General features: G+C 52.5%; 20 protein-coding genes. 14 read left to right on the top strand and 6 right to left on the bottom strand.

The genetic code is table 11. The annotated features are described in order from the left end of the window. Positions 1 to 26: 26 nt before the first annotated feature. Entirely contained in the window at positions 27 to 1,283 is a 1,257-nt protein-coding gene (locus B5M13_RS03090) for an ABC transporter permease (protein WP_080054249.1), read from the bottom strand. Between the two features lie 22 nt (positions 1,284 to 1,305). After that, positions 1,306 to 1,932, bottom strand: a complete 627-nt coding sequence (locus tag B5M13_RS03085) for an ABC transporter ATP-binding protein (RefSeq protein WP_080054248.1) — start codon at positions 1,930 to 1,932, stop codon at positions 1,306 to 1,308. Between the two features lie 255 nt (positions 1,933 to 2,187). On the opposite strand from B5M13_RS03085, the gene B5M13_RS03080 reads away from it, so the two are divergent. The 4 genes from B5M13_RS03080 to B5M13_RS03070 all read left to right on the top strand — a co-directional run bounded on the left by B5M13_RS03080 (position 2,188) and on the right by B5M13_RS03070 (position 6,140). Beyond that, positions 2,188 to 2,946: a ZIP family metal transporter gene (locus B5M13_RS03080; RefSeq protein ID WP_080054247.1), complete on the top strand. Its 759-nt coding sequence runs from the start codon at positions 2,188 to 2,190 to the stop codon at positions 2,944 to 2,946. A 387-nt stretch (positions 2,947 to 3,333) separates the two neighbouring features. Beyond that, complete coding sequence (locus tag B5M13_RS33240; protein WP_155297172.1) at positions 3,334 to 3,498, top strand: helix-turn-helix domain-containing protein; 165 nt, start codon at positions 3,334 to 3,336, stop codon at positions 3,496 to 3,498. 261 nt (positions 3,499 to 3,759) lie between these two features. Continuing rightward, on the top strand, positions 3,760 to 4,845 hold the full coding sequence (locus B5M13_RS03075) for a CobW family GTP-binding protein (RefSeq protein WP_080054246.1): 1,086 nt from the start codon (positions 3,760 to 3,762) through the stop codon (positions 4,843 to 4,845). A gap of 35 nt (positions 4,846 to 4,880) precedes the next feature. Then, positions 4,881 to 6,140 (top strand): hypothetical protein, encoded by a 1,260-nt coding sequence (locus B5M13_RS03070; protein WP_155297171.1) that lies wholly within the window; start codon positions 4,881 to 4,883, stop codon positions 6,138 to 6,140. 69 nt (positions 6,141 to 6,209) lie between these two features. Here the strand turns inward: B5M13_RS03070 and B5M13_RS03065 are convergent, their stop codons facing one another. The 4 genes from B5M13_RS03065 to B5M13_RS03050 form a co-directional block, all read right to left on the bottom strand. Then, a complete protein-coding gene (locus B5M13_RS03065; protein ID WP_080054244.1) occupies positions 6,210 to 6,914 on the bottom strand; it encodes an outer membrane beta-barrel protein in 705 nt (234 codons plus the stop codon). 24 nt (positions 6,915 to 6,938) lie between these two features. Beyond that, a complete protein-coding gene (locus B5M13_RS03060) occupies positions 6,939 to 7,499 on the bottom strand; it encodes a hypothetical protein (protein WP_080054243.1) in 561 nt (186 codons plus the stop codon). 195 nt (positions 7,500 to 7,694) lie between these two features. Next, complete coding sequence (locus tag B5M13_RS03055) at positions 7,695 to 8,960, bottom strand: M43 family zinc metalloprotease (RefSeq protein WP_245859741.1); 1,266 nt, start codon at positions 8,958 to 8,960, stop codon at positions 7,695 to 7,697. Between the two features lie 264 nt (positions 8,961 to 9,224). Beyond that, on the bottom strand, positions 9,225 to 11,735 hold the full coding sequence (locus B5M13_RS03050; protein WP_245859739.1) for a TonB-dependent receptor: 2,511 nt from the start codon (positions 11,733 to 11,735) through the stop codon (positions 9,225 to 9,227). Positions 11,736 to 11,874: 139 nt separating this feature from the next. Between B5M13_RS03050 and B5M13_RS03045 the strand changes: the two genes are divergently transcribed. From B5M13_RS03045 to B5M13_RS03000, 10 genes are all read left to right on the top strand, one after another. Then, positions 11,875 to 13,086, top strand: a complete 1,212-nt coding sequence (locus B5M13_RS03045; protein WP_080054241.1) for a GTP-binding protein — start codon at positions 11,875 to 11,877, stop codon at positions 13,084 to 13,086. A 16-nt stretch (positions 13,087 to 13,102) separates the two neighbouring features. Then, entirely contained in the window at positions 13,103 to 14,032 is a 930-nt protein-coding gene (locus B5M13_RS03040; protein WP_080054240.1) for an NAD(P)/FAD-dependent oxidoreductase, read from the top strand. 129 nt (positions 14,033 to 14,161) lie between these two features. Next, positions 14,162 to 16,534 (top strand): TonB-dependent receptor, encoded by a 2,373-nt coding sequence (locus B5M13_RS03035; RefSeq protein ID WP_080054239.1) that lies wholly within the window; start codon positions 14,162 to 14,164, stop codon positions 16,532 to 16,534. Between the two features lie 35 nt (positions 16,535 to 16,569). Beyond that, on the top strand, positions 16,570 to 17,769 hold the full coding sequence (locus tag B5M13_RS03030; RefSeq protein ID WP_080054238.1) for a hypothetical protein: 1,200 nt from the start codon (positions 16,570 to 16,572) through the stop codon (positions 17,767 to 17,769). Positions 17,770 to 17,903: 134 nt separating this feature from the next. Next, positions 17,904 to 18,341, top strand: coding sequence for a hypothetical protein (locus tag B5M13_RS03025; protein WP_080054237.1), 438 nt, complete (start codon positions 17,904 to 17,906; stop codon positions 18,339 to 18,341). A gap of 28 nt (positions 18,342 to 18,369) precedes the next feature. Further along, positions 18,370 to 20,832, top strand: a complete 2,463-nt coding sequence (locus tag B5M13_RS03020) for a TonB-dependent receptor (RefSeq protein WP_080054236.1) — start codon at positions 18,370 to 18,372, stop codon at positions 20,830 to 20,832. 6 nt (positions 20,833 to 20,838) lie between these two features. Further along, positions 20,839 to 22,284, top strand: a complete 1,446-nt coding sequence (locus B5M13_RS03015; protein ID WP_170061081.1) for an ABC transporter permease — start codon at positions 20,839 to 20,841, stop codon at positions 22,282 to 22,284. After that, the gene (locus tag B5M13_RS03010) at positions 22,281 to 23,633 is read left to right on the top strand and encodes a DUF3526 domain-containing protein (protein WP_080054235.1); all 1,353 of its coding nucleotides are present in this window, start codon (positions 22,281 to 22,283) and stop codon (positions 23,631 to 23,633) included. The genes B5M13_RS03015 and B5M13_RS03010 overlap by 4 nt, the downstream gene beginning before the upstream one ends. A 15-nt stretch (positions 23,634 to 23,648) precedes the next feature. Further along, entirely contained in the window at positions 23,649 to 24,350 is a 702-nt protein-coding gene (locus B5M13_RS03005; RefSeq protein ID WP_080054234.1) for an ABC transporter ATP-binding protein, read from the top strand. A gap of 48 nt (positions 24,351 to 24,398) precedes the next feature. Next, positions 24,399 to 26,645 carry a carbohydrate binding family 9 domain-containing protein gene (locus B5M13_RS03000; RefSeq protein ID WP_155297170.1) on the top strand — a complete coding sequence of 749 codons (2,247 nt, stop codon included), beginning with the start codon at positions 24,399 to 24,401 and terminating at the stop codon, positions 26,643 to 26,645.

The following is a 26,645-nucleotide window of genomic DNA, read 5'->3' as shown; positions in this document are numbered from 1 at the left end:
AAAGCGGCCTGGAAAAAATGATCACCTTACTCTTCGGCCAGCGTTTGTGAAATGTTCATCCGGTAGACGCCAATGGCAGGCAACGCAGCCGCCAGCAGACCAATGCCTACAGCAGCTACCAGTAATAGCCATTCCTGAGGTAACAACCGAAAACCGGTTAAACTATAGTGGAATTCCTGGGCAATACCTGCCGAAAATAGTGCCAGTCCGATTCGGCTCAGGACAACGCCGAGTAGAAACCCGATCAGCGACAGAGCAAGCCCTTCCAGCAACAACATACCAAACAACTGCGTCCGTGTAGCCCCCATCGACAACATCAACGCCATTTCGTATTTCCGTTCCTTCAAGGAATTATACAGCGAAACAAAAACACTAATTCCGGAAATCACCATAATGGCCAGGGCCAGATATCGCAATGTATCCACCCCTACGCCCAGTAATGAGAAGAGTCTGTTGATCTCAATGGCCGGTAAAGCCGCCTGCAATTTGGAGTTACTGTTGATACCCCTCGCCAGCATCATGCCCAGCGGATTGCGAAACTGAATGAGCATGCTGGTAATCTCACGGGATTTTTCGGTCGGGTCGCGATCAGTCGGGCCGTCGCTCTCTGGCACCGGTGCCGGTGCGGCTTCCTGGTCAGCATGGGCTTCATCGGTTTGCGCTTCGCCATGCTCATGAACGGCCCAGACGCTGGCAATGGGTGTAAGAATCAAGCCATCAACGACCGAATTGCTGGGGTTTAGCAGGCCTACGACCCGATACGATTTGTCTTTATGCACATCACCTCCAGCATCCATCCCGTGCGAACCGTAAAACTGATCACCAATTTTTAACCCCGTCACCTGGGCGACACGAGTCCCCACAACTACTTCCAGGGATTTAGTGAATAGCCTCCCCTGCCCTACGGTTGCCCCATAATGCGTTAGGTAGGTGTGATTGGTGCCAACAATGCGAAAAGACTGGTAGTTGTCGCCCATGGCCAACGGAATGGCCGTTTTGACCATCGGATTGCGGGTTAACTGCTGGGCTTCGGCCAGCGGAATATTACCCGTCGGCGCATCGATCTGGTAGATGCTCGACAGGATCAGTTGCAACGGGCTGCCCTTGGCGCCCAGCACCATATCGACGCCCTTAGCATTTTTAGTAAACTGATCTTCCAACTTGTCATTGAGCAGTAACAACAACGAGATGATGGTAATACCCAGTGTCATCAACAGGCCACTTAGAAAACTGCTAAGCGGCTTATCGCGCAGGTTGGCCCAGCTAATGCGAACTAAATTCATGGGAAGGAAGAGTTAGAAAGACTTACAGCAATACCTGATTCATAAACTGGGTTTTCAATCGGGCATCGTGCGTCACCACAATCAGGCTGGAGCCAGCCTGTTCAGATTGTTCCCGTAGAAGCCCGATGACCCGGTTACAATTCTCATCATCCAGACTGGACGTAGGCTCATCGGCCAGAATAATCGACGGTTCGTTCATCAGTGCTCTGGCCAGACTTAGCCGCTGCTGTTCCCCCTGACTGAGTTGACTCGTTTTTTTGGTCAGGTGCTCCTGAAGACCTAACTGGCCAGCCAGCCGGTGCGCCCTGGCTGGCTTGGGAGCACGATCCGCGAAATAATTGGCCAGCAATAGGTTATCTTCTACCGTCAACGCGCTAACAAAATGGGGTTTCTGGTAAACAATGCCCAGATGTGCTGCCCGAAAGGAAGCCGTTTGCGCCGGACTCAGCTCCGTAAGTTCGGTTTTATCGATACGTATAGAGCCACTGACCGGTTTAAGCAGCGCAGCCAGCAGGTGGAGTAGTGTCGTTTTTCCGGTGCCTGATTTCCCCAGAATGAGCAGGGACTGTTTATCGCCACACTGCAGATCTGGAAACGTAAATTGTCGGTTTGAACCGTAAGCAAAGGTGAGTGCGTGCGTCGTAAGCATGGCTCTAAACTAAGAAAAACAAATCATTTTTGCAACCTTGTTGCAAATGATTTCACGATACAGCTAACCAACTACACACCTGCACGTTACAAGCGGTTATAAAAAAAGCTACAGCTATTTGCAACAATGTTGCAAATAGCTGTAGCTTTGCATTGGATTAAAAAGAGAATGGTATGTATATAGCCCAGTTGTGGCCTGGTCAGGAAAACCCTGAAGGCTTTATTAGTCAATCCGTTTACGCCTTACAGAATCGGTATGCTTTCGGCAATCAGTAGTCAGGCACTCCTGGCTGGGGTACTTATTTGCCTGGTCGCTTTGCTAGGTGGCGTGGCTTATTTTTTACCCGAGGCCTCGCTTCGCCGGGTCATTCCACTAGGTGCCAGTCTGTCCGTAGGTGTATTGCTGGGTGATGCCTTTTTGCATTTATTGCCTGAAGCCGTTGAGCGCCTTGGCAACGTGCAACTGGTCATGCAGTGGACATTAGGGAGTATGTTGATTTTTTTTGTTCTCGAAAAAGCTGTTCGCTGGTCTCATGCACATTCGCAACTGGATGTACTAACCCTGGCCGTCAAACCCATGGCTCCGATGAATTTGATGGGCGATGGCATTCATAATTTCATCGACGGCACGCTCATTGGGGGTGCTTTTCTGGTTTCACCCGAAGCGGGCTGGGCAACCACGCTGGGCATTGTCGTGCATGAATTACCCCAGGAAATTGGCGACATCGGGACACTAGTATGGGGAGGGTATTCGGTGCGCCGGGCCATCTGGTATAATCTGCTTTGCGCGACAACGAGCCTGCTGGGCGTGGGGGCTATTTTATGGACTGGATTATGGTTGGAAGGGTATACCGCTTATGCACTGCCACTAGCGGCTGGTGGATTTATTTATATCGCTGGGACGGATTTGATTCCCGAACTGCATCGGCAGACGGCCCGTCAGGCTCCGCTCTGGCAAAGTCTGTTTATTGCGCTGGGCGTGGGAATTATGATTTGTCTTAAATTTCTGGAATAAGTAAGCAAGAGTCACCCTGAACCATATGGATTTGGTAACCGATGAATTCCGATAAAACAATGAAAGGATGGCCTATACCGCTTCTTTTTACAGGACTGGAATGGGTATCTACTGGCGAGCTGTTTCTTCTGCGGAGGAGTTGGTCTCGAATCGATTGTTATGCTCAAGTTTGCCGGGGCTCCACGCCGTTATAAAACGGATGAACGGCAATGCTTTACGGGTAAGCTACGCCTGAACCGCACCGGCAGATAATATATATGAACTTAATAATATTCTGGAAGGAACGGTTGCCTGTTCGCCTTACTATATGGTTCCTGTTTGCTGCACCAGGCATGAATTAGTTCGCTGTTAATTCATTCACAACCTACTCTTACTCTTTACTAGCATATGAATCAAGCTGAACAACTGCTGCTAAGTAAGGGTGTCCGTAGCACACCGATTCGCAGCGAAGTCCTGCAACTTTTAATTCAATCGTCCAAAGCTTATTCACATGCGGAACTGGAACGCGCCTTTGGAAATGCGCTAGACCGGGTTAGTCTGTACCGATTTTGAATAGACTGATAAGAGCAGGTCTGGTTCAAAAACGGGTAGATTCAAAGGGGCATGGCTGCTTCTTTTACGCTCCGGCTTCCCCCCAGACCGTACAACCGCATTTCAAATGCTCCCAGTGTGAAACGGTTATCTCCTTACCCGAATTACCCGAAACCTACCTGAACACTGTACGTCAGTTTCACATTGATACGATTCAGGTTCTGGCGGAAGGTACCTGTGATACTTGCCGACATTTACTGCCCGAAAACAGATAATAAATCCATGGCAAAACCTGTAACTATACTGACGGGCTTTCTGGGAGCTGGTAAAACTACTTTACTGAATGCCCTGTTGGCTAGTCGGCCTCAAATTCGCTTCGCCCTTATTGAAAATGAGTTTGGTGAAGAATCTATTGATGGCCAGTTGGTGCTGCGGCCCGATATAGACGTGGTCGAATTGAGCAATGGTTGTCTGTGCTGTTCGCTGAATGACGATCTGCTATTGGTCTTAGAAACGCTGTCAGCTCGCCAAGCTACTTTTGACGAACTTATCATTGAAACAACGGGCATTGCCGACCCTACTGGCGTAGCTATTCCCTTTCTCATGCTCCCTAGTGTACAGCAAGGCTTCACGCTTAAACGCATCATTTGCGTTGTTGACGCCGAACGCATCGAGGAGCAGTTAAGCCAGACGGACGAAGCAATCGAGCAGATTTCGGGAAGTGATGTACTGCTACTCACTAAAATAGATGGCGTATCGGCTGAGGAAGGTATCCGGTTGACTCAGCTTTTGCAGGGGATCAATCCGCTGGCCAGAGTGATGGTCGGTCATCAGAAAGCCTATCCGCTGGAGGAATTGTGGACTGTCGAACGTGAAACGAGCCGTGCCAAGCAACCCACCAGGTTTCAACCCCTTTCTCTAAAAACCAACCCAATCCTATCTCGTCCGGCAGCGATTCCATTGGTCGAAAACCAGCCCGCACATCGGTATTATCGTCATTCGGATATTGTTTCGCTGAGCTTCTGCTTCGAGGAGCCATTTGATCTGGCTCAGTTATACCAGCGACTCATGACGTTACTGCTCTACCACGGTCAGGGCATTTACCGCGTGAAGGGTATCATTGCCGCTGCAGACCGTAAAGAACGGATGATTCTTCAGTCGGTGGGACGAACGATGACTTGTACCGAAGGGGCTGACTGGGCCGACCACGAAACCCGAATCAGTCGAATTGTTTTTATCGGCAAGTGGCTCAAACCAGCCGGTTTCGAGCTGTTACTGCAAGAAAGTTTAGCCAATGAGCCCTCAAAAACAAGTTTTGAGTCTACACAGTTGCCAACGACCCCTAAACTATCATGGAATAATCCATAGGTTCAACGGATTAACCGGCAATCTACAATCAGTAAATGACAGAAACAGACGGATTATCCATGCCTTTTTCTTCTACTAAGGTCTGCCAGTACCTGTTCCTGTTCCTACTGGTTATGATCACTTATTCGGTGGGGTCTGGACAAGCCATCGATTCAACGCTGGCTAACTACGTGCGGGAGAATCAGCAGGAGATTCGGCTAGTTGACGGGCAATTGCTGGGCTCAGGAGCCGATTGGCTCCGGCAGGAAGCCAATAAAGCACAGTTCTTTTTTGTCGGAGAAGAACACGATATGCGAGCCGTTCCCAATCTTCTGAGTGCGCTTTGGCCTGATCTGCTTCGAGTAGGCTATAAGCATGTAGCTCTGGAGGCAGGGCAATGGCTAGGCAATCGATTGGACACCTACGCCCGTTTTAGGGACCTCAATGCACTTTCCCAATTTCAACAAGCGGCTCTGCCACGCCGACCAAATATCAGCATCCCTCCATCCTCGGACGAGGACATCCGCTTTTACAACGTGCTGGCAAAGCACCGGCCCGCCGGTCAGAAAAGCGCTTTCATCTGGGGACTTGATTATGAATTCAAAACAACGCCTTTGCTCCAGCGGCTGGCAGCATTAACACCCTCACAGCCGAAGCTGCATAGGCAGGTCAATCAGGTATTGAATCAGGTAAGTACGGCTGAAGAAGCACATCAGTATTCGGTACAGCCGTTCAGAAACGATATCCTAACCATTCTTCGCTCATTGGACCCACGGCCAGGAACCGAAATTCAGTTTATTAAAGATGCGCTGCTTAAACGTGTGGGCGAAAGTACACCGGCTCCCGACCGAAGCGTCATCATGAAGCAGTTATTTCTACGAGCCTACCGGTCTGCCCAGCGTTTGGGAGAGCCAAAGCCGAAGGTATTACTGCGGTTCGGATCTTACCACGCCAAACGAGGCTTAATGAGCGATTATGGTACCTCGACATTGGCTAACTTCCTGGGTGAGCTGGCGGTGAGTGAGCGTACCGCTCTATTGACGCTAAAAATCATCTGCTGCTCACCTGACGAACGGAATTCTCCGGGAGCCCCTCGCCCCTGTACGCCCAGTGAACGGGTTTGGTTAAAGCCCATGCAGGCAGGTGCCAGCAATCCCTGGACGTTAGTAAACCTACTTCCATTACGAGAATCTGTTAAGCAGGGGAAGCTACAATTGGGGCCGGAACTGTTCGAGGTAATTACGGGCTATGATGCCGTTTTATTGGTAAAGCCCTATGAACCCAGTACATTTTCGACTGGTTCAATAGTTCGATAAGCCGTGTACAAGGCTACAGTACGCCCAATCGATCAGCTACTTAACGCTAACCGATTGGGCGTTTATCAATTACTTGCCAAACTGGTAGAAAATCCCCAACGTTCCATTGATATTACTGACGGGTTGGTTATAACCCGTAATCGTACGGCCCGAACTGTTGTTAATATTGTCGTAAGCGACCACAAACTTAGGCTTGGTGTTTGCATAATCTGCTCGCAGCGATAAACCCAGGTTTTTCACAATGGGAACCCGCAGGCCAGCACCCACCTGGTAAGCGAAGCCCGTAGCCGTAGCCTTATTTTGGGTGAAGGTTGACTGGTCTTCCAGCGCAACGCGCAGGGCCGGTAACGTAGCCGCCGAAATACCGACCAGCCCGCGTAGGTCAAGTGTTACCCGTCCGAAAGCAAACGAATAATAAGGACCGACCAGCAGATTATTAAATTTATAATGCTTGCTGGCCACGGTAGCCTCATCGACATCAAAATCTTCCCGATACCCATCGGCCAGGGCCATCGTATTGACGCCGTAATCGGACTGAGAAAGCGTAACGCCCAGGCCCAGATTACCACCGAAAAAGAAGGCTCCCTGCACGCCCAGTACGTACCCAGCTTTGGCAAAGCCCGAGGAGGCATTGCTATAATCGGCCTGACTAAAATTTCCGGAAACGGTATTGATGCCACCAAATACTTCGACAAACGCGTTAGGTTTGTTTTGAGCCTGTGCCTGAGCTAAGCTTATCAGCCCAATCAGACTTATGAATAATAGTTTTTTCATCAATTAAGCTAACTAAGAAGTGGGTTATTTAATCACGACAGGGAACGTAGTATCCAGATCGGAAGAACCGGGAGTGGCCGTGCCATTTTTAGAATTAGGCTGGTGACGCAGTACTACATTTAAGGAGCCCGTACCTGCCGTCGTCGTTTTGACATCATACGTAAGCCCAATCGGATAAGGTCCCGGCGATGGATTGGTATCCTTGTCGGTGATGGTGACGGTCAGCAGACTCGTAGGCGAGGGAGTATACACAAACAGGTGAATATTCTGGCGATCCTTGATTTCGGCCGTCACATCGGTCGCCGGTGTTTGCGATTTGTCGGATAATAGAATGACGCCTGAATACGTCGTGTTGGCTTTCAGATTGAGGGTTGCCTTACTGAAATCGGCCGATTTATCGAGGTTATCGACCGTTGCCGTGACTACGTCAGCCGAATTGGCTTTATTGGTCAGTTGTAGCGTAGCGGTGGTCAGTGACTCGTTGTCGATGGTTGGCGCTACGGACTGTTCTTCTTTGTTACAGCTACTTAGCCATAAAGTAAGTGGAACCAGCAGTAACCAGGATGGTTTGAATGAGTTATTCATAATGGTTGTACGATAATTTGTTACTTCATTTCACGGGTACATGCTTAAAGAAAATGCCAGGATGAAGCACTTGGCCGCTAGATGTACCGGTAAAACTACCTTTCCGCAACAAAGTTGCAAAAATGATGGATTAATTGAGTCGATTTACTAATTTTTAATGTATCAGGCAGCCCTGTGGAAGAAGGTAAGAAAGGATTAATGCACCAGCATTCGGCTGCTACGGGTCTGCTGGCTGGTCGACACCCGTACAACGTATAGCCCTGCTGGCAAACCGCTTACGGGCAGATTCAGTCGAGTGCTGGCTATGGCAGTATACGTCCAGTTACGCACCGGTCGGCCCCATTCGTCGAGAAGGGTTACTGTTAGGGGTTCGGTGCCGGTAAACTGAACCGAAACGGTGGTTTCCGTCAGGACGGGATTGGGCGAAAGCGTAACGGTAAGCTGGTCGGTGCCCGTTAACGGTGTCACCGTTTGAAACAGCCGGGCCCGTCGGGGGCTTAGTTGCAACACCGCTCGCATACGCTGGATTTGATCGGGGGTAAACAGACTCATGCATTGATCCGGCGAATAATCCATGTAATCTTCAATCAGATTACGGGTCTGAATGCCCTTACAGCTGGAATAAATGGGAGTACAATATAACGTCTGATTAGGCCCTTCGCAAGGTGGCGTGTCGGCCACATAATCATCCCCGCAGTCGCTATCACCCCAGGTATGAATCAGTCCCAGCCAATGCCCAATCTCATGCGTAGCAGTTCGTCCATACCCGTAGTAGCGGCTGGTGGCTGTGCCCGTCTGCCGACCAAAATACTGGTAGTCGATGATGCTGCCATCCAGACGATCATCCGCATCAGTAGGCAAACCGACGAGTGTATCGGCGGCTGTGGGAAACTGCGTATAGCCCAGGTAATTTCCGCTTAACGTAGTGACCCAAATATTGAGATAACGGTCACTGGGCCAGTCCACGATCTGCGAAAGCGTCAGGGCATCACTCAGGCTGTACGCCTGAAAGCTGGTCTGCTGGGGGTAGTAATGCCGGGTAATCCCATTAGTCGGTTGACCCTGAGGATCGGTCTGAGCCAGAAAAAATTCGATGCCCGTATCACTACCCGATGCATTGACAGCACCGGGTGTGCCCGCTTGGTAGCGGTAGTCCTCGTTCAATACCTGAATTTGGGAAGCAATCTGCTCATCGGAAATATTGGGATTATTATTGCCCCCGATTTGCCCACTGGGATTGGCGTGTACGACATGAACCACGATGGGAATGCGAAAGAGGGGCGTCGGCCCAGCCACGCGAGCCTGGCTTTGCTGGGCCGTAAACAGGCGGATTTTTTCATTCAGGGCGTTAAGCTGCAACCGACGAAGCGGATAATACCGCTGAAGAGTCTGCTCAAACTCGGTCGTACCGCAGCGGTGAACGCTTGAATCAAGGCCAACCGATTGAGACCAGCCCAGCATGGGCAACCAGAAACATCCTACAACCAACACGAGCTTGTATATGGACAGCCAACTCCCTATCCTCCTGGTAACACCACGATAAGCAACCGATATGACCGAACTAATTCTGTACAGGTTCATGCATCAATTCGATAGATAAGGTTGTTCTGATCAATTCGGTCTGTCCGTCGTTTATCATCTGTCCGAATAGGAGCGTTGAGGGGTCATCACTTCTCTGGCATGATCTCTCAACGCGCTACTGACGTATTCTTCATAAAAAATAGATTAAAATTTTAGCGGCAGCGCCAACTTTACACTCAGGTTTCTACCCGGCTCGTTGGTGAAATAACGAAATCGATTCAGGTAATCGCGGTAGGAAGCATTCGCCAGGTTACTGCCAGTCAGCACGACGTTGATCGGTTGACGACCCAAGGCTGCCGAAAAGCCTACCTCAGCACCCAGTAGAAAATAAGCGGCTGGTGGTGGAGCAAAATCGCCCGTAAAAATAACTTGCCCGTTCTCCTGTCGTTCCGTGACGGCCGGAGCGCGGTTCTGACGGGCAACGTATAGCCCACTTACCTGGGCATAAACGCGACTCAGTTTACCCCAGGAAGCCACTTCATAACGCAGGCTGTTATCCGTCCGGTTGGGTGGAATCGACACCAGATACCCATGATTGGTCTGGTCATAGGCATACAGTAGTGAGGTTTTCGACGTCAGGCTCAACTGATCGGTAAACTTATAGGTAACCGACGCATCGACGCCCCGAAAGCGGGCATTCACCTGCGTATAGCTATAGGCCGGAAAGGCACCCCGCTGGCGAATAATAGGAATTGAATCGGGTTTGAGATAGATATAGTTATTGATCTGATTATGATAAACACCGAGTTCAGCCGTTACCCGTTTTCCGCTGTAGGCCAGCACCAGATTGCCATTATAGGCCTGTTCGGGGCTAAGGTTCGGATTGCCAATCTCGTAGGCGACGGCGCTCTGGTGTAACCCATTGGAGTAGAGATCGGCTACGTTTGGCGCACGCCAGGCAGTGCTCAGGTTGGCTGTAAGGGTCAGGTCCGGGCGTAGTTGATATGACGCACCCAGCGAGCCGGTTACGTTCCCCCAACTGTGTGTCTGGGTATAGATCCGGTTGGTGGGTTCATCCAGAAAATAAGCGCGTAACCAGCGGTAGTCGTACCGCAGGCCCGCTTCCAGCGTCCAGCGATCGATCGCATAGCGCTGGATGGCAAACCCACCCAGACCATAATTGCGGAAGTTGGGAATGAGAAATAAAAATTCGCGCACATTTCCCTGTGTGATGCCATTAAGCCCTACACTGCCTGACCAGACGCCATTCGAGGGGTTGGGTTTAGCCGTATGTTCCCAAATCAGATCACCGGTATGGGTAACCAGTTTCAGGTATAATTCAGGGTTCAGTGAACCACTGAACGGGACATAATCATACTCCCGGCGCTCATTCTGCTGGCGGGCAAAGGTCGCGGTTAAGGTGCCACCCTGCGGGATACGCCAGTAAGCCCGCACTTTCAGCAAGCCGTGCGATACCTGTTGATTCGGTCGGTCGAGGGTATAGGAAAAGCCGGGCTGTGAAAGCGGTTCTGGTCGGCTCAGGGCTGCGTATAAATCGGCCAGACTACCCACCTGAGCGCCGGTAAATAAGCCAATTTTGGTATCGAACTGACTGTAATACACTTCAAGGCCAACCCGGCGATAGTCGTAGTGAATATCCCCCGAAAAATTGTTTTCGTGGTAACTCGTATTTTCCAGGAAATAGCCCGGTGCCCGCACGTAACCCGACCGCTTCAGCGTGCCCTGCAAGCGCCAGCTCAGACCGGTGAGTTTCTTGTCAAAAGCCCCTTCCAGATAGGCCGAGCCAACACCCATCCGCCCATTGGTAGCGCCCACCAGATTTACTTCTCCTCCGACGCCGGGCTGGGTTGGCATGGCCTTCGGTTCGACCAGGATCACCCCGCCGATGGCATCGGAGCCGTAGCGGATACTGGCGGCTCCCTTTATAACGGTTACCCGCGAAGCAATAAAGGGGTCAATCAGGGGAGCGTGCTCACTACCCCACTGCTGGTCTTCCTGGCGAATTCCGTTGTTGAGGGTAATAATTCGGTTACTGTATAGGCCGTGAATCACCGGTTTGGAGATACTGGGGCCGGTCTGGATGGAATACAATCCCGTTATCGTTTTCAGGCTCTCGCCCAGTGATTGACCCCGGGTTGCCGCCAGGGCCTGCCCCGATAATTCACTTTCCACCTGGAGTAGTTGCTGGGCTTCGGAGCGATGTTCGGTAACGACAACTTCCTGTAACGTAATGTTTTCTGTAATCAGGGTAATGACTGTATCCACCGGCCCGACCAGACCTGAATCCGAAACCTGAATCTGGCGCACCTGGGTTTCATACCCCTCAAAACGGTACTCGGCGGTATACTGGCCGGGACAAAGACCCGTCAACCGGAAGTGCCCATTCACATCGGTAACTGCTCCCTGGCGGGTTTCTTTCAGGTAGATGGTAGCACCCGGCAGGGGTGTGGCAAGCGCAGAGCCTTTGCGGTCTTTCCCCTGAATCAGCCCGGTCAGCGAATCCCGACAGGCGAGGCCCGGTGCAGGCTGGCTTGACCCCGTCTGGAGGGACCCGGTCTGGCTTAACCCGGTCTGGAGGGCCTGAGCAACTACAGCGTCAGCCAGCATGAACGAAATCAGTAAGGTTCCGATAAGCATACCTACCCATCTGTTGAACCAGTGGATGCCGGGCCGCTTCGGGTAATTAGTTGGCATATGTATTCATCACTTTATCCAACAAAACTACAACCTCTGCAACGATGTTGCAGAAAATTTTATCCTGCCGGTGAAAGCTGACCGAAAAAAATTATATTTGCAACATAGTTGCATTTACAATCAATCAGGTTCTACTCGCATGAATAAATTACCTGTTACGGTACTTAGTGGCTTTCTGGGAGCCGGTAAAACCACCCTGCTCAATCACGTGCTGCACAACAAGCAAGGCCTGAAAGTAGCGGTTATCGTCAACGACATGAGCGAAGTCAACGTGGATGCCCAGCTTGTGAAAGACCAGAATACGCTCTCCCGCACTGAAGAGAAATTGGTGGAGATGAGTAACGGCTGCATCTGCTGCACATTACGGGAAGATTTAATGCTGGAAGTGGAGAAACTGGCCCGCGAAAATCGGTTCGACTACCTGCTGATCGAGTCAAGCGGTATTTCTGAGCCGTTGCCGGTTGCCCAAACGTTCAGCTTTGTCGATGAGCAGCAGGGTATCGACTTGTCACGGTTTTCGCGGTTGGATACCTTGGTGACAGTGGTCGATGCCTTTAATTTTGGCCGCGATTTCGGCTCCGTCGATACGGTTTATCAACGACAACTCAACGACGACGCAGCCGATACCCGCACCATTGTCAATCTGTTGACCGATCAGATTGAGTTTGCCAACGTGATTATTCTCAATAAAACGGATCTGCTCAGCCGTCAGCAGGTGGGCGAGTTGAAAGCTATTTTACAGAAGCTCAATCCCAAAGCCAAACTCATCGAGAGCCAATTCAGCAAAATTGATCCAGCCCAGATTCTGAATACGAATCTGTTTGATTTCGACGAAGCTTCGCAATCGGCAGGCTGGATTCAGGAATTGCAAAATTATAAATCCGGTAAAGGTCATACGCCGGAAACCGAAGAATACGGCATCTCGTCGTTTGTGTTCCGGGATCGTCGACCCTTTCATCCGGCGCGGTTCTGGCACTATCTGAGCAAGAACTTTCCGGCGGGTATTATCCGTAGCAAGGGCCTGTTCTGGCTGGCCTCACGTCCGAACGATGCCTTGAATTTCAGCCAGGCCGGTGGCAGTCTGCGGGCCGAACACGCCGGGGTGTGGTGGGCCTCCATGCCATTTGCCAAACGAATGCAGTATGGTGCTTTTCTGGAAAATCAAAAAGCCATCGAAGCCCGCTGGCACAAGCGTTTTGGCGACCGCCAGAATGAATTAGTGATCATTGGGCAGGACCTGAACCAGGCGCAGATTACGGCCGAGTTACAGGAATGCCTGTGTACCGAACTGGAACTGAAGCACATGGAAAACCGGGGTGCGTTCAAAGACCCGTTCCCGGTTTGGGAATAAGTAAAACTCAACTATCATGGACTACGATGTGATGATTATTGGCGGGAGCTACGCGGGCCTGAGTACCGCCCTGGTACTGGGCCGCTCCCTCCGGCAGGTACTGGTCATTGATGCCGGGCAGCCCGCCAACCGACAGACACCGCATTCGCACGGTTTTCTGACCCGCGACGGAGCGACCCCAACGGAGTTATCGACCATTGCCCGTGCGCAATTAGAGACGTACTCGACGGTATCTTTTCGGGAGGATTTTGCCGTAACGGCGGTAGGCCAACCAGGCGGATTCAGCGTCACAACGGCGAATGGGCATTCGTTCACGAGCCGGAAACTGGTACTAGCCACTGGTTTGGTTGATCGTATGCCCGATTTGCCCGGCTTTGCTGAATGCTGGGGGCGTTCGGTACTACACTGTCCGTACTGCCACGGCTACGAAGTGCGTAATCAACCTGTGGGCATTTTGGCCAATGGCGATGTGGGGTATGAAATGGCGACGCTCATCCAGCACTGGAACGCTGCCTTGCACCTGTTTACCAATGGCCCGGCCACCTTCACGGAAGCGCAACGGCAGACCCTGCAACAACTCAACATTCTCATCATCGAGACGCCACTTACTGCCATTGAACACGACAATGGAGCACTAACGGCGCTGGTATTGGCAGATGGAAGCCGGGAACAACTCAAGGCGTTGTATGCTCGCCTACCCTTCAAACTTTCCTCTGATGTTGCCCAACAGCTAGGCTGCCAACTGACAGAACAAAATCTAATTCAGGCAACCGACTTTGGGGAGACAACCGTGCCGGGCGTGTTTGCCGCCGGAGACGCGACAACCCTGTTTCGGCAGGTCGCCATCGCGGTTGCCAGTGGTTCCAAAGCCGGAGCCTGGATCAATCGGGAACTGATCCAGGAGGACCTGCTGAACCGAATCGAAACGAACCTAATTGTGGGTTAAGTACTTTGTTGTGGGCGGGTGAGTATCCAAAGACAGCATGAGATGATTGGGTATTTTCAAGTTAGTCAAACACTCCCCGCCCGCCAAATTATATGCAGGTTTTAACTATACTATTTCTAAGCCGGTAGGATGCGAATTCTTTACTCGTTCGTCTTATTCGTTGTCATTGTCATGTGTGCCCAGGCACAGGATCGGGTTTCGGTTTCAGGCCATGTGAGAGACAGCTTAACGAAAGAACCTATAGCGGGGGCATCCATTCGGATTAAGGGAACATCGACCGGGGCCATAGCGAATGCAAAAGGGGCCTTTACGCTTCGAAATATAAGAAGTGGAGACCTGACACTCCGTGTGTCAAGTGTTGGCTATCAAACCGTCGAAAAATCGCTCACGGTTAACTCAACGATTGATGAACTTTCGGTGGATCTGTCACCTGAACTGACGGAGTTGCAAACCGTAGACGTTACCGGCACGACTGACGAACAGGCTGAAGAGAAGAAAATACGCAATAATGTGATGCCCGTGACGATTATCACGGCCCGGCAAATCGAAAACAGGGCCGGGAATCTAAACGAGATACTGGCTCGCCAGGCTGGGGTACAAATCCGGCTGAGTGGTGGCTTAGGCAGCGATTCGCGCATATCAGTCCGGGGGCTGGAAGGGAAACGAGTCCAGGTATTTATTGATGGCAACCCACTGAATACCCCCGACGGTACGCTGGGCATCAATGACCTGCCTATACAGATCATCGAACGTATCGAGATTTATAAGGGGGCCGTTCCTGCTTTTCTGGGGGGCGATGGCCTGGGTAGTGCCGTGAACGTCATCATCAAACATCGGGATGTCAGCTACATCGATGCAACCGTTTCGCGCCAGTCGTACAATACCCAATCATTGGGACTAATTCTAAAAAAAACCTTCGAAAAGTCCGGCATTGAGATCGGGGGCGGTATTTTCGACACCCGCAGCGATAACAACTACACTATGCAGTCGCCGTATCAACCCGACCTGCGGATTCAACGGGATCACGATCACTACCATTCGCTGCTAGCCGGAGGTTCCATCCGGTTTCACCACCTGTGGTTCGACGAAGTGGAACTGGAAGGGGCCTATGTCGCTAACAATAAACAGATTCAGGGCATCCAGCAAAATATTCAGCACGTCGAGAGCAACGGTTCATCGGGCGTGGGCGTGTTCAGCCTCACCAAAAAGAGCTTTGCCCACAACAAACTGGGGCTTCGGTACAATTTTATTTACGCCTATTTCAACGTCCAGTTCATCGACACCTCGTCGTACAATTATGACTGGTACGGCGGGCGCGTCCCCAGTCGGATTGGGCGGGGTGAGTTGGGCAACGGCCCCAATCTGTCGACCAATCTACAGCGCGACCATCGGCAGCGGTTCAACCTCGATTACCGCGTCAATAAGCTGCTCACGCTGAACCTGAATAACACGGCGCGGTATGTCTCCTATGATCCCCGCGACGATGTGGGCAATGCGTTTGCCGGAAAGAACCTCTACAACTTCCCCGGCTCCATTCATAACAGCATTACCGGGCTAACGGCAGAAACCCGCTTTACCAACGACAAACTATTGCTCTCGGCGGCCGTCAAACATTATTATAATCTGGTGCAGGGCTATAACACCAGCATTTACCTCAATAACACAACACCCGACCGGGTAAACACCCTGACGAACCAACCGGGCTATAATGCCGGATTTCGGTATAATTTCTCACCAGCCCTGCTGGCCAAAGGCAGCTACGAACGGGGCGTCCGATTACCCAACAATACGGAGCTTTTTGGCGATGGGGTGCTGATTACTCCCACCACCTACCTCAAACCCGAATTGTCGCACAACTATAATCTGGGGCTTGTGTATGATCACATCAACAGCCAGAGAAACCGGTTGCAGATCGAAGCGAATGGCTTCTACATGAATGTCGATAACCTGATTCAGCTCTCCGGTAATGGCCTGACGCTGGGGTATGTCAACTATGCCAGAGCCAACATCCGGGGGGTGGATATTGACGTAAAATACGACCTGACCAAAAGCGTTTACGCCAGCCTGAATACCACCTACCAGATACTGACCGACATTAACCGGTTTATTCCCGGCACAACGGTTCCTAACCCTACTTATAACCTGACGATTCCGAATACCCCCCAATTCTTTGCCAACTGGAATCTGGAATTTCATCGGGAGCACCTGGTTGGGCGAGACACCAAAACCCGGATCATCTACGACGGCAGCTTCATGAATCGCTACAATTACGGCTTCAACGTGAGTGTGTACGACCGGTTTTTTATCCCAACCTACGTCACACATACCCTTTCGGTAGAGCAGTCGTTCCGCCAAAGCCGCTACACGTTTACCGGAGAGGCCAATAATCTAACCAATGCATCGGTGATCAACAATTTCAATCAACCGTTGATGGGCCGGACGTTCCGTATCAAATTCCGTTACCTGCTGTTCGGGCCCGAATCGCCCGACCACCATCATTAACCAACCTGATTCATCTACTTTTTCTCAGTCAATCCATGAAACACACAATTACGCGCATCGGTGCCGCCCTGCTGGTTGCTTCGCTGGCCGGAGGGTGTTCCTCGTCGGAACCAACCGCCGACCCTTCTTCGGGTTTAGACAAGTTGCTTATTACCACCAACATTACCACGGCCAGCCCCATAGTTGGGTACGTGGGAACGTTGAAAGATTTAAGCGTTACGTCCTTCACCAATGCCAAATCCAGACAGTCGACGGAGTACCCGTATGTGACTGTGTATAAGAACGACGTGTTTGTGATGCCCCAACGCTTTGGCGACATTATACGGAAATACACCCGGCAAAGCGATGGCAACCTGGCCGAAGCCGGTACTGTGGTAGCCCCCGCCGGTTCTCAACCCATTTGTACGGTGATCGAAAGCGATACGCGGGCGTATACCACCTTGTTTGCAACCGGTAAAATTCTGGTGTTCAATCCCACGACGCTGGCGGTGCTGAACACCATCGATTTAACGAAGTATGCGCTGGGGGGCGATGGTAACCCCGATGCCAACGTGATGGCCTTCCGCGACGGAAAGCTGTACGTCGCCTGTAGCCAGACCAGCGACGGCTACACCAGCAAATTCCCCGTTCAGGTGCTGATTATTGACGTTACTAACAATTTCGCCATTACCTCGGCTACCGATAGCCGCAGTACCTGGGCGGGGAGTATCAACGAGCAGAAATCCATCTTTTTCGATGAAGCTGGTGATCTGTACATTTTCTGTGTAGCGTCTTACGGCTTTGGTGGCCCGACGCAGAAATGCGGCTTTTTACGCATTAAAAACGGCCAGACCGCCTTTGATCCCACGTACTTTTTCAACGTAGCCGATTACAGCATCACTGGTGTGCCGGGCAACAAAGTGGACTACTTACAGCGGATGCGTTATGCCGGAAATGGGATCGTTTACGCGACGGGTAACATTTACGCGCTGGCCAGCAACCCACCCAATTATGTGAACGACCGCACCTACGGTGCCTTTAAAGTGGATCTGGCCAACAAAACGATTACCAAGCTCAACCTGCCGTATTCGAACGGGTATGGTTCTTCGGTTGGCTTGTTTGAGAACAAAGTGCTGTTCGGCATTGCCGGTACGTCAGGGGTTGGGATTTATTCCTACGACCCAGCCACCAATACCGCCAGTCCATCGCCAATCGTCACAACGCAGGGTGACCCCAGTAGTATTGAGACGTTCTGATCAGGCTTATGCCTGTAAACAAGCCCCTGCTTCAACACGAGGCAGGGGCTTATTTGTGCAATTCTCCTGTTTCATATTTTTGCATCATTGTTGCAAAAACAGTAAATTGCTTCAAAATCCCAATCATAAGCCAAATGAAACCCTCGTTCGCCCCTGTATTGCTCCTGACGGCCTGCCTGTCTGCCTGTTCGTCGTCCGATAAGAAAGATCCCCTGATGGAAGAAGCCGCCGGGTATCACCAGCAGGCGACCGAGATTCAGGAAACGGTAGAGCCGAAAATTGAGCAGATTGACTCCCTGAAAAAAGTAATTCTGGCGCAGAAACTGCCGGATGCCCCGGCCCGGGTTGCCACGCTCGATAGTCTGAAAACGGCTTTTGAGGAATGGGAAGAGAATCTGGTCGAAGTGCCGGGTATGCCCCATGAGCACCACCATCATGGCGAGGGTGAGCATCATCACCATCATGATGCGACGCTGAAGGACCTGCCAGCCGATCAGATGCGGGATTTGCAGCGAGAAACACTCAACAATATCCGCCAGATCGAAGCCCGGCTGACGGCGGTGATGAAGTAAGTTATTTTTAACCATACAACCTCAATTCATGAAGCAAGTATTTACCGTACTACTTGTACTGGTTTCCTATTGCCTAAACGCACAGGCCATCACGGGCAAAATCGTCGATGCCACTACGGGCGATCCCGTTGTGGGTGCTACCGTCAAACTACTAACCACTAATCAGGGAACGGTAACGGATACCAGTGGGCAATTCATCCTCAACGGCAGCGGCACCCTACAGGTGTCCTTTGTCGGGTTTAAAACCCTCACCGCGAAAACCCGCGACCGCTTTTTTACCCTGGAACTCGTGCCCGAAACCGCCGAGCTGCAAACGGTGGAGGTAGTGGGCCGCGTCGCCAAAGACTATACCAGTGACTACTCCTTTTCGGCTACCAAGATTGCTGCGCTCAACAAAGATGTCCCTCAGTCGATCGGGACGGTTACGAAAGAATTGATGGCCGACCGGCAGGCGTTTCAACTGGCCGATGCGGTCAAGATTGTCAGTGGCGTTGCCCCCGCCAGCTTTTATAACCAGTACACCATTCGAGGTATCAGTCAGAACGAAGAAGGCCAGATCATCAACGGCATGCGCACCCGGCAGTATTATTTCCTGCAACCCCTGACGACCAACATCGAACGGGTGGAGGTGCTCAAAGGCCCGGCGAGTGCGTCGTTTTCCTCCGTCGATCCGGGTGGCAGTATCAATCTGGTGACCAAAAAGCCGCTGGCCGTCAACCGAAAGGAAGCAAGCCTGGGTGTGGGGAGTTTCAGCACGCTGCGAAGCACGCTGGATTTTACGGGACCACTGAATGCCCAAAAAACGCTGCTCTACCGCGTCAATGGGGCTTACCAGGAAGCCCGTAGTTACCGCGATCTGGTTCGCAACAACTCGGTGCTGTTCTCGCCCTCGTTTTCCTATGTCCCCAATACCCGCACGGCGCTGAACGCCGAGCTGATTTACAGCAACCAGTCAGGTACCCTCGACCGGGGGCAACCCATTTTCGGGGCTGTAGCCGGAAAAACGGACCTCAACAGTACACCGATTAGTCTGAATCTGGGAGCTCCGAACGACTTCTTTCAGTCGAAGCAGCTCATCATTATGGGCAATCTGACGCACAAGTTTACCGACCACATCAGCCTCAATGCGTCGTACATGAAGCAAACCTGGCAGGAAGATTTGCAGGAGCACCGGACTACCAATGCCTTTGCGGTTGACCTGACCAACAAACCCGTTACCTCGCTGGCAGGTATGCAGTTTGTGCAGCGGCAACAGTTCTGGAACGTCGACAACCTGAACGCCTACCTCAATGCCACGTTCAACACGGGAGCTGCCCAGCATGATCTGCTGGTGGGCTATGACCTGTCCGACTGGCATAAACTCAAAGGCGGAGGGCAGAATTCGGCGCGGGGATTTCTGCTTACCAACGGTACGGTAGCGGGCTCCTTTGTCCCGGCTAACGCAGCCAATTACCAGACTATCACGGTTGGGGGCGTAACCCTCCCCCGGCCAAACGTGAGCTATTTTGATCTGAATAACCCAACCTACACCATTCGGAATGTTAATGATTACGTACTGAATGCCCGTACCCCGCTGCCAGCCGCCCTGACGACCACCAATGCCATCTACGTGCAGGAGCAACTGCGCTGGAACAAGCTGTTGATCCTGCTCGGCTTACGACAGGAATGGTTTCGTGACATCACCAACTACCAGTCGCCGGGGGAACTGTCGTTTACGAAAACAGCCCTGCTGCCCCGCGTTGGCATCACCTATTCGGTACGCCCTAATTTGAATGTTTACGGTACGTATCTGGAAGGCTTTCAGGGGCAATCGAATACGGTAACGCTGCTACCCAACACCGGCAGTTTTTACAACACCGCCAAGTCAGCCAATCTATTCGAACCACTCCGCAGCGATTTGAAAGAAATAGGGCTGAAAGCCCAGCTTTTTGGGGGCCGCATCAGTCTGAATGCCGCCGTCTACGAGATCAACCAGCGGAACCTGCTGCTGAATGCCAACCTACCCACCTACCCCGACTCACTGGTGACGCGGGGAGCCGAACGCAGCCGGGGCTTCGAGATGGACGTAGCGGGTTATCTGTTGCCCAACTGGCAAATCAATGCCTCTTACAGCTACATCGATGCCATCATTGTGCAGGACAATGAAGCCAGTCTGATTGGCGCTCGTAAGCAGAACACCCCCGTTCACAGCGGCAACCTCTGGACGCGTTACAACTTCACGCCCAACTCGTCCCTGAGTGATCTGGGTATTGGATTTGGGATGCAATACAGCGGCAGTAAGATTCCCTGGTTTACACGCGACTTTGAGGTGCCCGCTTATACGCTCTTCGACCTGGCACTGTATTATACGCCCGCCCGAACCAACGTGCAGGTGGCCCTGAACATGAATAATGTATTCAATACTACGTACTGGATTGGTGCTCAGAACTACCTGCGGCTGTTCCCCGGTGCCCCCCGCAATACCATGCTGACGCTGACGTACCGATTTTAAGTGATCATGCTACAAACGCAACAACTTATTGCGGGCCAGGTCTGGTCAACGGCCTTTAAAAACCGGGCGGTTTTTGGCCTCCTGATCGGGATTGGGCTGCTACTGGCCTACGCAGCCGTAACGGGTTGGGTAAGCCTGCAGCAGCAGAACGAAACGGGCCGGAAGTACCAGCAACAGGCCCGGCAGGACTGGCTGTCTAACCCCGACAAACACCCGCACCGGATGGCGCACTACGGCCATTTTGCCTTCCGGCCCAAAGCCCCACTGAGTGTGTTCGATTTCGGAATGGAAAGTTTTCTGGGCAACACCATTTATCTGGAAGCCCACAAGCAAAACAGCGTCAACTTCTCGGAAGCGGGTTTTTCAACGGGACTGCTCCGGTTCGGCGAGATCAGCATGGCGATGGTGTTACAACTGCTATTGCCGCTGATGCTGTTTTTTCTGGGCTTCGGCACTGTGGCCACCGACCGCGAAACGGGTACGTTGAAGCTGCTGCTGAGTCAGGGCGTCAGCTGGGGGCAACTGCTGGTGGGCAAAAGCCTGGGGCTGATGGCCGTGATGCTCAGCCTGTATGGCCCGGTGATGGTGGTCACCGGTTTGCTGTGGTTCGGGTTACAGGGAGGAAGGGTCAGCGCTGATCAGACGATCCGGCTGTTGCTGTTGATGGGGGCTTATTTCCTGTATCTGGCTTTCTTCTGCGTCATCGCCGTGCTGGTGTCGGCCCGGAGCAAAACGGCCAAAACGGCCCTGGTGTCGCTCATTGGCCTTTGGCTGATGCTCACCCTGGTGTTGCCCCGTGCGTCGCAGGCCCTGGGGTCGTATTTGTATCCGGCCCCCTCGAAGGCCCGGTTTCTGGCCGACATTCAGGCCGATGTGCTCAAAGAAGGCGACAGCCACAACCCCAACGACCCGCACTACAAAGGGCTGAAAGATTCGCTGCTGACGGCGTACGGGGTCGATTCGGTGGGGCAATTGCCCTTCAATTACAGCGGGTTTGTGATGGCCGAGGGGGAGAAAATCAGTGCCCATCTCTACAACGACCACTTTGGGCGATTGCTATCGATCTACGACCGGCAGAACCGATTCGCCAAAGCGATGGCGTTTGTGGACCCCTACCTGGCCATTCGGAACCTGTCGATGGCACTGTCGGGCACGGACTTTGCCAGTTACGTCGATTTTCAGCGGCAGGCCGAACAGTACCGCTACGAGATGGCGCAAAAAATGAACGACTTGCAGATTCATTTCATCAGCAATAAGAAGCTCGGCCCAACCGACAAGCCCTACCAAATCGACAGGAAACACTGGGAGGAGGTGCCAGACTTCAGCTACCAGTCGCCGGGTGTCGAAAGCGTATTCGGGCACGAAGCCATCTCGCTGCTGGCGTTTGTCTTCTGGGCGGGGCTGCTGTGGTTTGTTATGGTGCGATTCACTAAAACCTTAACCGCTTTATGATCCGACTTGCGTTCATTCAGTTTATGCGTGCCGGTGGCACCCGAATTGGGCTTGTTTTTTTGCTGGTCGTTGGCATCATCTCGCTGTTTGTGGGGAAACAATTCGATCAGCGTCAGCAGCAGGCTGTTGCCGACGTTGTCCAGTTTCAGCAAACCGATTTTCCCCGGCAGGCGGCCATTCACCACGACGATCTGGGGTTGCTGCTGTATTATCTCAAATTTTCAGTCGTCAATCAAACCCGCCCGCTTACGGCCCTGGCCATCGGGCAGCGCGACGTGAATGCGTCCATACAGAGCGTAACGATCCGGGCGCTCGAAGGGCAGCAATATGATGCCGATCTGACCAACCCCGCCAACCTGCTGCTGGGCAATGTGGATTTCAGTTTTGTATTGATCTATCTGTTCCCGCTGCTGATCATTGCCTTCACCTATTCGATTATTTCGGCCGAAAAAGAGAACGGCACCTGGTCGATTGTCGCTGTGCAAAGCCGACACCTGCTGCGGTTTGTTGGGGGGCTTTTTCTGATTCGGCTGGGCGTATTGCTGGCGGTGTTAGGGATCATCATCGGTCTGGCCGTTCCGGTACTGGGTATCCCGATGGATAGTACGTTTTGGCTTTTCCTGGGTACTTCGGCGGGCTACATCCTGTTCTGGTTCAGCGTCTGTTTCTGGGTGGTCTCGCTGAAACGTTCGTCGAGCACCAACGCCATGCTGCTACTGGGTATCTGGCTGGTCCTGCTCATTGTGTTGCCAACGGGGGTCAATAACTACATCACCGCCCGCTACCCCGTGCCCGAAGCACAGGCCACTACGCTGGCCCAGCGAAAGGGTTACCACGAGAAATGGGATACGGACAAAACCGCAACGGTCGAGAAGTTCTACGCGCACTACCCGCAGTTCCGGCAGGTACCCACCGTGGCCATGCCCTTCGACTGGCGGTGGTACTACGCCATGCAGCAGTTGGGCGACGATGAGTCGGCGGAGCAGTCAGGCGAATTGCGGCAAAAGCTACAGCAGCGCGAAACGGCCAGCCGGACCATCGCTCAATTCATTCCTACGCTGCATACCCAGCTACAACTTGGCGAACTGGCCCGCTCGGGTCTGGGCAATCAGCTCCGGTTTCTGGAGTATACGGCCCGCTTTCACGAGAAGCTACGGCTGTATTTCTACCCCAAAATCTTTACGAATGCACCGGCCCTGGCCGAGAAGTGGACGGCTTTCAAAGTCGATACCTTCGCCGACGAAGCCCCGATTCATCCCGGGTCGGTTTGGGGACCGCTGGTTCTGTTTAGTACGCTCTTTGCGAGTCTGGGCTGGTTCCGGTTTCGCCAAACAATCTATCACCTGTAAACGCCCCAATGCCGTATGTTACAAGCTATTGAGTTAACCAAGCAGTACGTTCCGGGTCAGCCCCCTTCCCTCGACAAACTAAACCTAAGCGTTCAGCCGGGCGAAATCTATTGTCTGTTAGGACAGAATGGAGCGGGAAAAACCACGACCATCAATCTGTTTCTGGGCTTTCTGCAACCCACCTCCGGGCAGGCGCTGATCAACGGACTGACTGTGGCCGAGCATCCGCAGGAGACCAAGAAGTTTCTGGCCTACCTGCCCGAAACGGTCATGCTGTACCCCAACCTGACGGGCCTGGAAAACCTCGATTTTTTTGCCCAACTGGCGGGTTTTCGGCACACCACCGATGAACTGCACGGGCTGCTGAGTCGCGCCGGCCTCCAGACCGAAGCCCACGCCAAGCGGGTAGGTACGTTCTCGAAGGGCATGCGCCAGAAAGTGGGCATTGCCATTGCGCTGGCTAAACAGGCCAAAGCCCTGCTGCTCGATGAACCCACGAGCGGCCTCGATCCCAAAGCCAGCAACGAGTTTTCAGAAATCCTGACGACTCTGGCAGGGGCCGGTACGGCCATTCTGATGGCGACGCACGATATTTTCCGGGCCCGCGAAGTGGGCACGCGCATCGGCATCATGCGGGCGGGCCACCTGGTCGAATCGCTGTCGGCCAGTGACTTGACGGCCAACGAGTTGGAAGCTATTTATCTGCAAACGGTGTAGGCGAATAAGAAACACATAGCGATTGCTAATGCCATGATGAAAGAGTGGTTGAACAGATATCGTAACCGGATAGTCACGCTCTTCTGCGGCTCAATCATCAATGCAATCTTAGGAGGCTCTTTATTGGCGCAGGATGGCACGGTTTTCGCGCCGGAAAATCCGCCCAAAGAAATTACCGGGCTGAAAATTTCGGAGAACCTGCTCATCAATGGTCGGCTCGATGAGCCCGTCTGGCGTTTGGCCAAACCCGCCACCGGTTTTTTCCGGCAGTTTCCCGATCAGGGCGGAAAAGTGGCGTTCGATACCGAGGTTAAAGTGTTGTACAATGACCGGAACCTTTATTTTGGCTTTTTCTGCCCTGATTCGTTGGGTAAAAAAGCCGTGCGCGTACCCGACCTAATCCGCGATTTCGACTTCTTCAACTACGATCTCGTTGGGGTCAGCATCGACCCGTTTCTGGACCGACGCAACGCCATTGCTTTTCAGACGAACCCCTACGGTGCCCAACGCGATCTGTTATGCTTTGACGATACCTTCTTCGACCGTGAATGGGATGGTTTCTGGAAAGTACGCACCACCCGGACCGACTCGGGTTGGGTGGCCGAAATGCAGATTCCCTGGGCTACCCTGCGCTACCCTAAGCTCGGACCGCCCAACGCCAAACAGCAGGATTGGGGCATTCAGTTTGTGAGACGTACCCGCCGTATAGGCGAACAATCGTCGTGGTCGCCATTTCCACGGGCGTTTACGGCCTACCGCATGAATTACGCAGGCCTGCTCAAAGGCATTGAACCCCCAACGCCGTCGGTGAATGTACGCGTGCAACCCTACCTGCTGACCGATTACAAACGAACGTTTGTCGATGGCAAACAAGTGTCTGATACGTATGCCCCTAAGATAGGTGGGGAAATCAAGTGGGCCATTACCCCGCATACGGTACTGGATTTGACGCTCAATACCGACTTCGCCCAGGCCGACGTGGATCGGCAGGTGCAGAACCTGACACGGTTCTCGGTGCTTTTCCCCGAACGGCGGCAGTTTTTTCTGGAAAATGCCACGCTGTTCAACCTGGGCGACGACTTCAACCAACCCTTTTTCAGCCGTAAAATCGGGCTGTCCGACGATGGTACACCCATTCCGCTGGATGCGGGCCTGCGGCTGGTTAGCCGGAACTTAACCCAGAACATCGCCGGGCTACTGGTCCGTCAGCGTCAATCCGACGCAACGCAAACGGCTACAACGCATTTTGGCGTGCTGCGCTACAGCCGCAACGTGGGCAAACAAAATCGGTTTGGGGGCATGGTCACCGTCAACAGCAGCGAAGCCGGGTTTGGCAAACCAGCCGTCACCAATGCCACGTTTTCGGCGGATGGTTTTATTCGGATCAAAGACCCGTTCAGCTGGAATTTCATGGTCACCAAATCCCAAACATCGGGGGCGGGTGGCGACGGCTTTACGGCGCTCAGCAAATTTATCTTCAGCAACAATAACTGGTACGCCTTTCTGGTGCAGTCCATTATTACCAAAGACTACAATCCCCGGATGGGGTTCGTGTATGGGTCTAACCTGATCAACAACAACATCGGTGCGTATCACATTATCCGTCCGCGCTGGCGACCCAAGTTCATGCGGCAAATGGACCCTGGCGCCTACCTCGATGCCTACCATCGGGCCTCAGATGGTAAATTTCAACAAGCCGAGCTTACTATTTTTCCGATCTGGCTCATCGCTAATCGGGGCAACCGGCTGACGGGCAATGTCATTCCTACCTGGCAGGTCGTCGATGAGCCATTTCCCATCGTGGGCATCACCATCCCGACCGGCAAGTATTACTACACCCGGTACCGATTCTCGTATGATTCGGATTTGTCGAAGCGGTTTTCGGTGCAGACGCAACTCGAATTTGGCTCCTTTTACAATGGGCAACTAACGACGCTACAAGGTCAGGCCCGCTACTCGCCCATACCCAATGTATCGGTGAAGGTGGCTTACCAGCGGAATGGATTCAGGGAGGTTGGCGAAGACAACCAATCGGCCGTGACGCATTTGATTACGCCTGAGGTTCGGCTGTCGCTAACCCCCCGCTTCCAGCTTACGTCCTTTTATCAGCATAATTCAGTAGCATCCCGCGATGTCTGGAATATCCGCTTTGCGTGGGAATTCCAGCCACTATCCTTCCTCTATCTGGTGTATAACAGCAATAGTAACCAACTCTATAACAACTCGTTGAGACGCTTCGAAACGTACCGCAACGAGCAAAGCATTGCCAAGATTACGTACCTAAAACAGTTTTAA

The organism is Spirosoma aerolatum (genome assembly GCF_002056795.1).
Classification (GTDB): domain Bacteria; phylum Bacteroidota; class Bacteroidia; order Cytophagales; family Spirosomataceae; genus Spirosoma; species Spirosoma aerolatum.
Note: the sequence above shows the minus strand (reverse complement) of the source record. Positions and strands in the feature narration are given on the sequence as shown.

Bases quoted from the DNA above. Each gene is read 5' to 3' on its own strand.
- B5M13_RS33240 (WP_155297172.1), top strand. From the start codon at position 3,334: ATGAATCAAGCTGAACAACTGCTGCTAAGTAAGGGTGTCCGTAGCACA.
- B5M13_RS03080 (WP_080054247.1), top strand. From the start codon at position 2,188: ATGCTTTCGGCAATCAGTAGTCAGGCACTCCTGGCTGGGGTACTTATT.
- B5M13_RS03050 (WP_245859739.1), bottom strand. From the start codon at position 11,735: ATGCCAACTAATTACCCGAAGCGGCCCGGCATCCACTGGTTCAACAGA.
- B5M13_RS03030 (WP_080054238.1), top strand. From the start codon at position 16,570: ATGAAACACACAATTACGCGCATCGGTGCCGCCCTGCTGGTTGCTTCG.
- B5M13_RS03035 (WP_080054239.1), top strand. From the start codon at position 14,162: ATGCGAATTCTTTACTCGTTCGTCTTATTCGTTGTCATTGTCATGTGT.
- B5M13_RS03005 (WP_080054234.1), top strand. From the start codon at position 23,649: ATGTTACAAGCTATTGAGTTAACCAAGCAGTACGTTCCGGGTCAGCCC.
- B5M13_RS03055 (WP_245859741.1), bottom strand. From the start codon at position 8,960: ATGCTGGGCTGGTCTCAATCGGTTGGCCTTGATTCAAGCGTTCACCGC.
- B5M13_RS03060 (WP_080054243.1), bottom strand. From the start codon at position 7,499: ATGAATAACTCATTCAAACCATCCTGGTTACTGCTGGTTCCACTTACT.
- B5M13_RS03070 (WP_155297171.1), top strand. From the start codon at position 4,881: ATGACAGAAACAGACGGATTATCCATGCCTTTTTCTTCTACTAAGGTC.
- B5M13_RS03015 (WP_170061081.1), top strand. From the start codon at position 20,839: ATGCTACAAACGCAACAACTTATTGCGGGCCAGGTCTGGTCAACGGCC.
- B5M13_RS03020 (WP_080054236.1), top strand. From the start codon at position 18,370: ATGAAGCAAGTATTTACCGTACTACTTGTACTGGTTTCCTATTGCCTA.
- B5M13_RS03010 (WP_080054235.1), top strand. From the start codon at position 22,281: ATGATCCGACTTGCGTTCATTCAGTTTATGCGTGCCGGTGGCACCCGA.
- B5M13_RS03090 (WP_080054249.1), bottom strand. From the start codon at position 1,283: ATGAATTTAGTTCGCATTAGCTGGGCCAACCTGCGCGATAAGCCGCTT.
- B5M13_RS03025 (WP_080054237.1), top strand. From the start codon at position 17,904: ATGAAACCCTCGTTCGCCCCTGTATTGCTCCTGACGGCCTGCCTGTCT.
- B5M13_RS03065 (WP_080054244.1), bottom strand. From the start codon at position 6,914: ATGAAAAAACTATTATTCATAAGTCTGATTGGGCTGATAAGCTTAGCT.
- B5M13_RS03085 (WP_080054248.1), bottom strand. From the start codon at position 1,932: ATGCTTACGACGCACGCACTCACCTTTGCTTACGGTTCAAACCGACAA.
- B5M13_RS03075 (WP_080054246.1), top strand. From the start codon at position 3,760: ATGGCAAAACCTGTAACTATACTGACGGGCTTTCTGGGAGCTGGTAAA.
- B5M13_RS03040 (WP_080054240.1), top strand. From the start codon at position 13,103: ATGGACTACGATGTGATGATTATTGGCGGGAGCTACGCGGGCCTGAGT.
- B5M13_RS03045 (WP_080054241.1), top strand. From the start codon at position 11,875: ATGAATAAATTACCTGTTACGGTACTTAGTGGCTTTCTGGGAGCCGGT.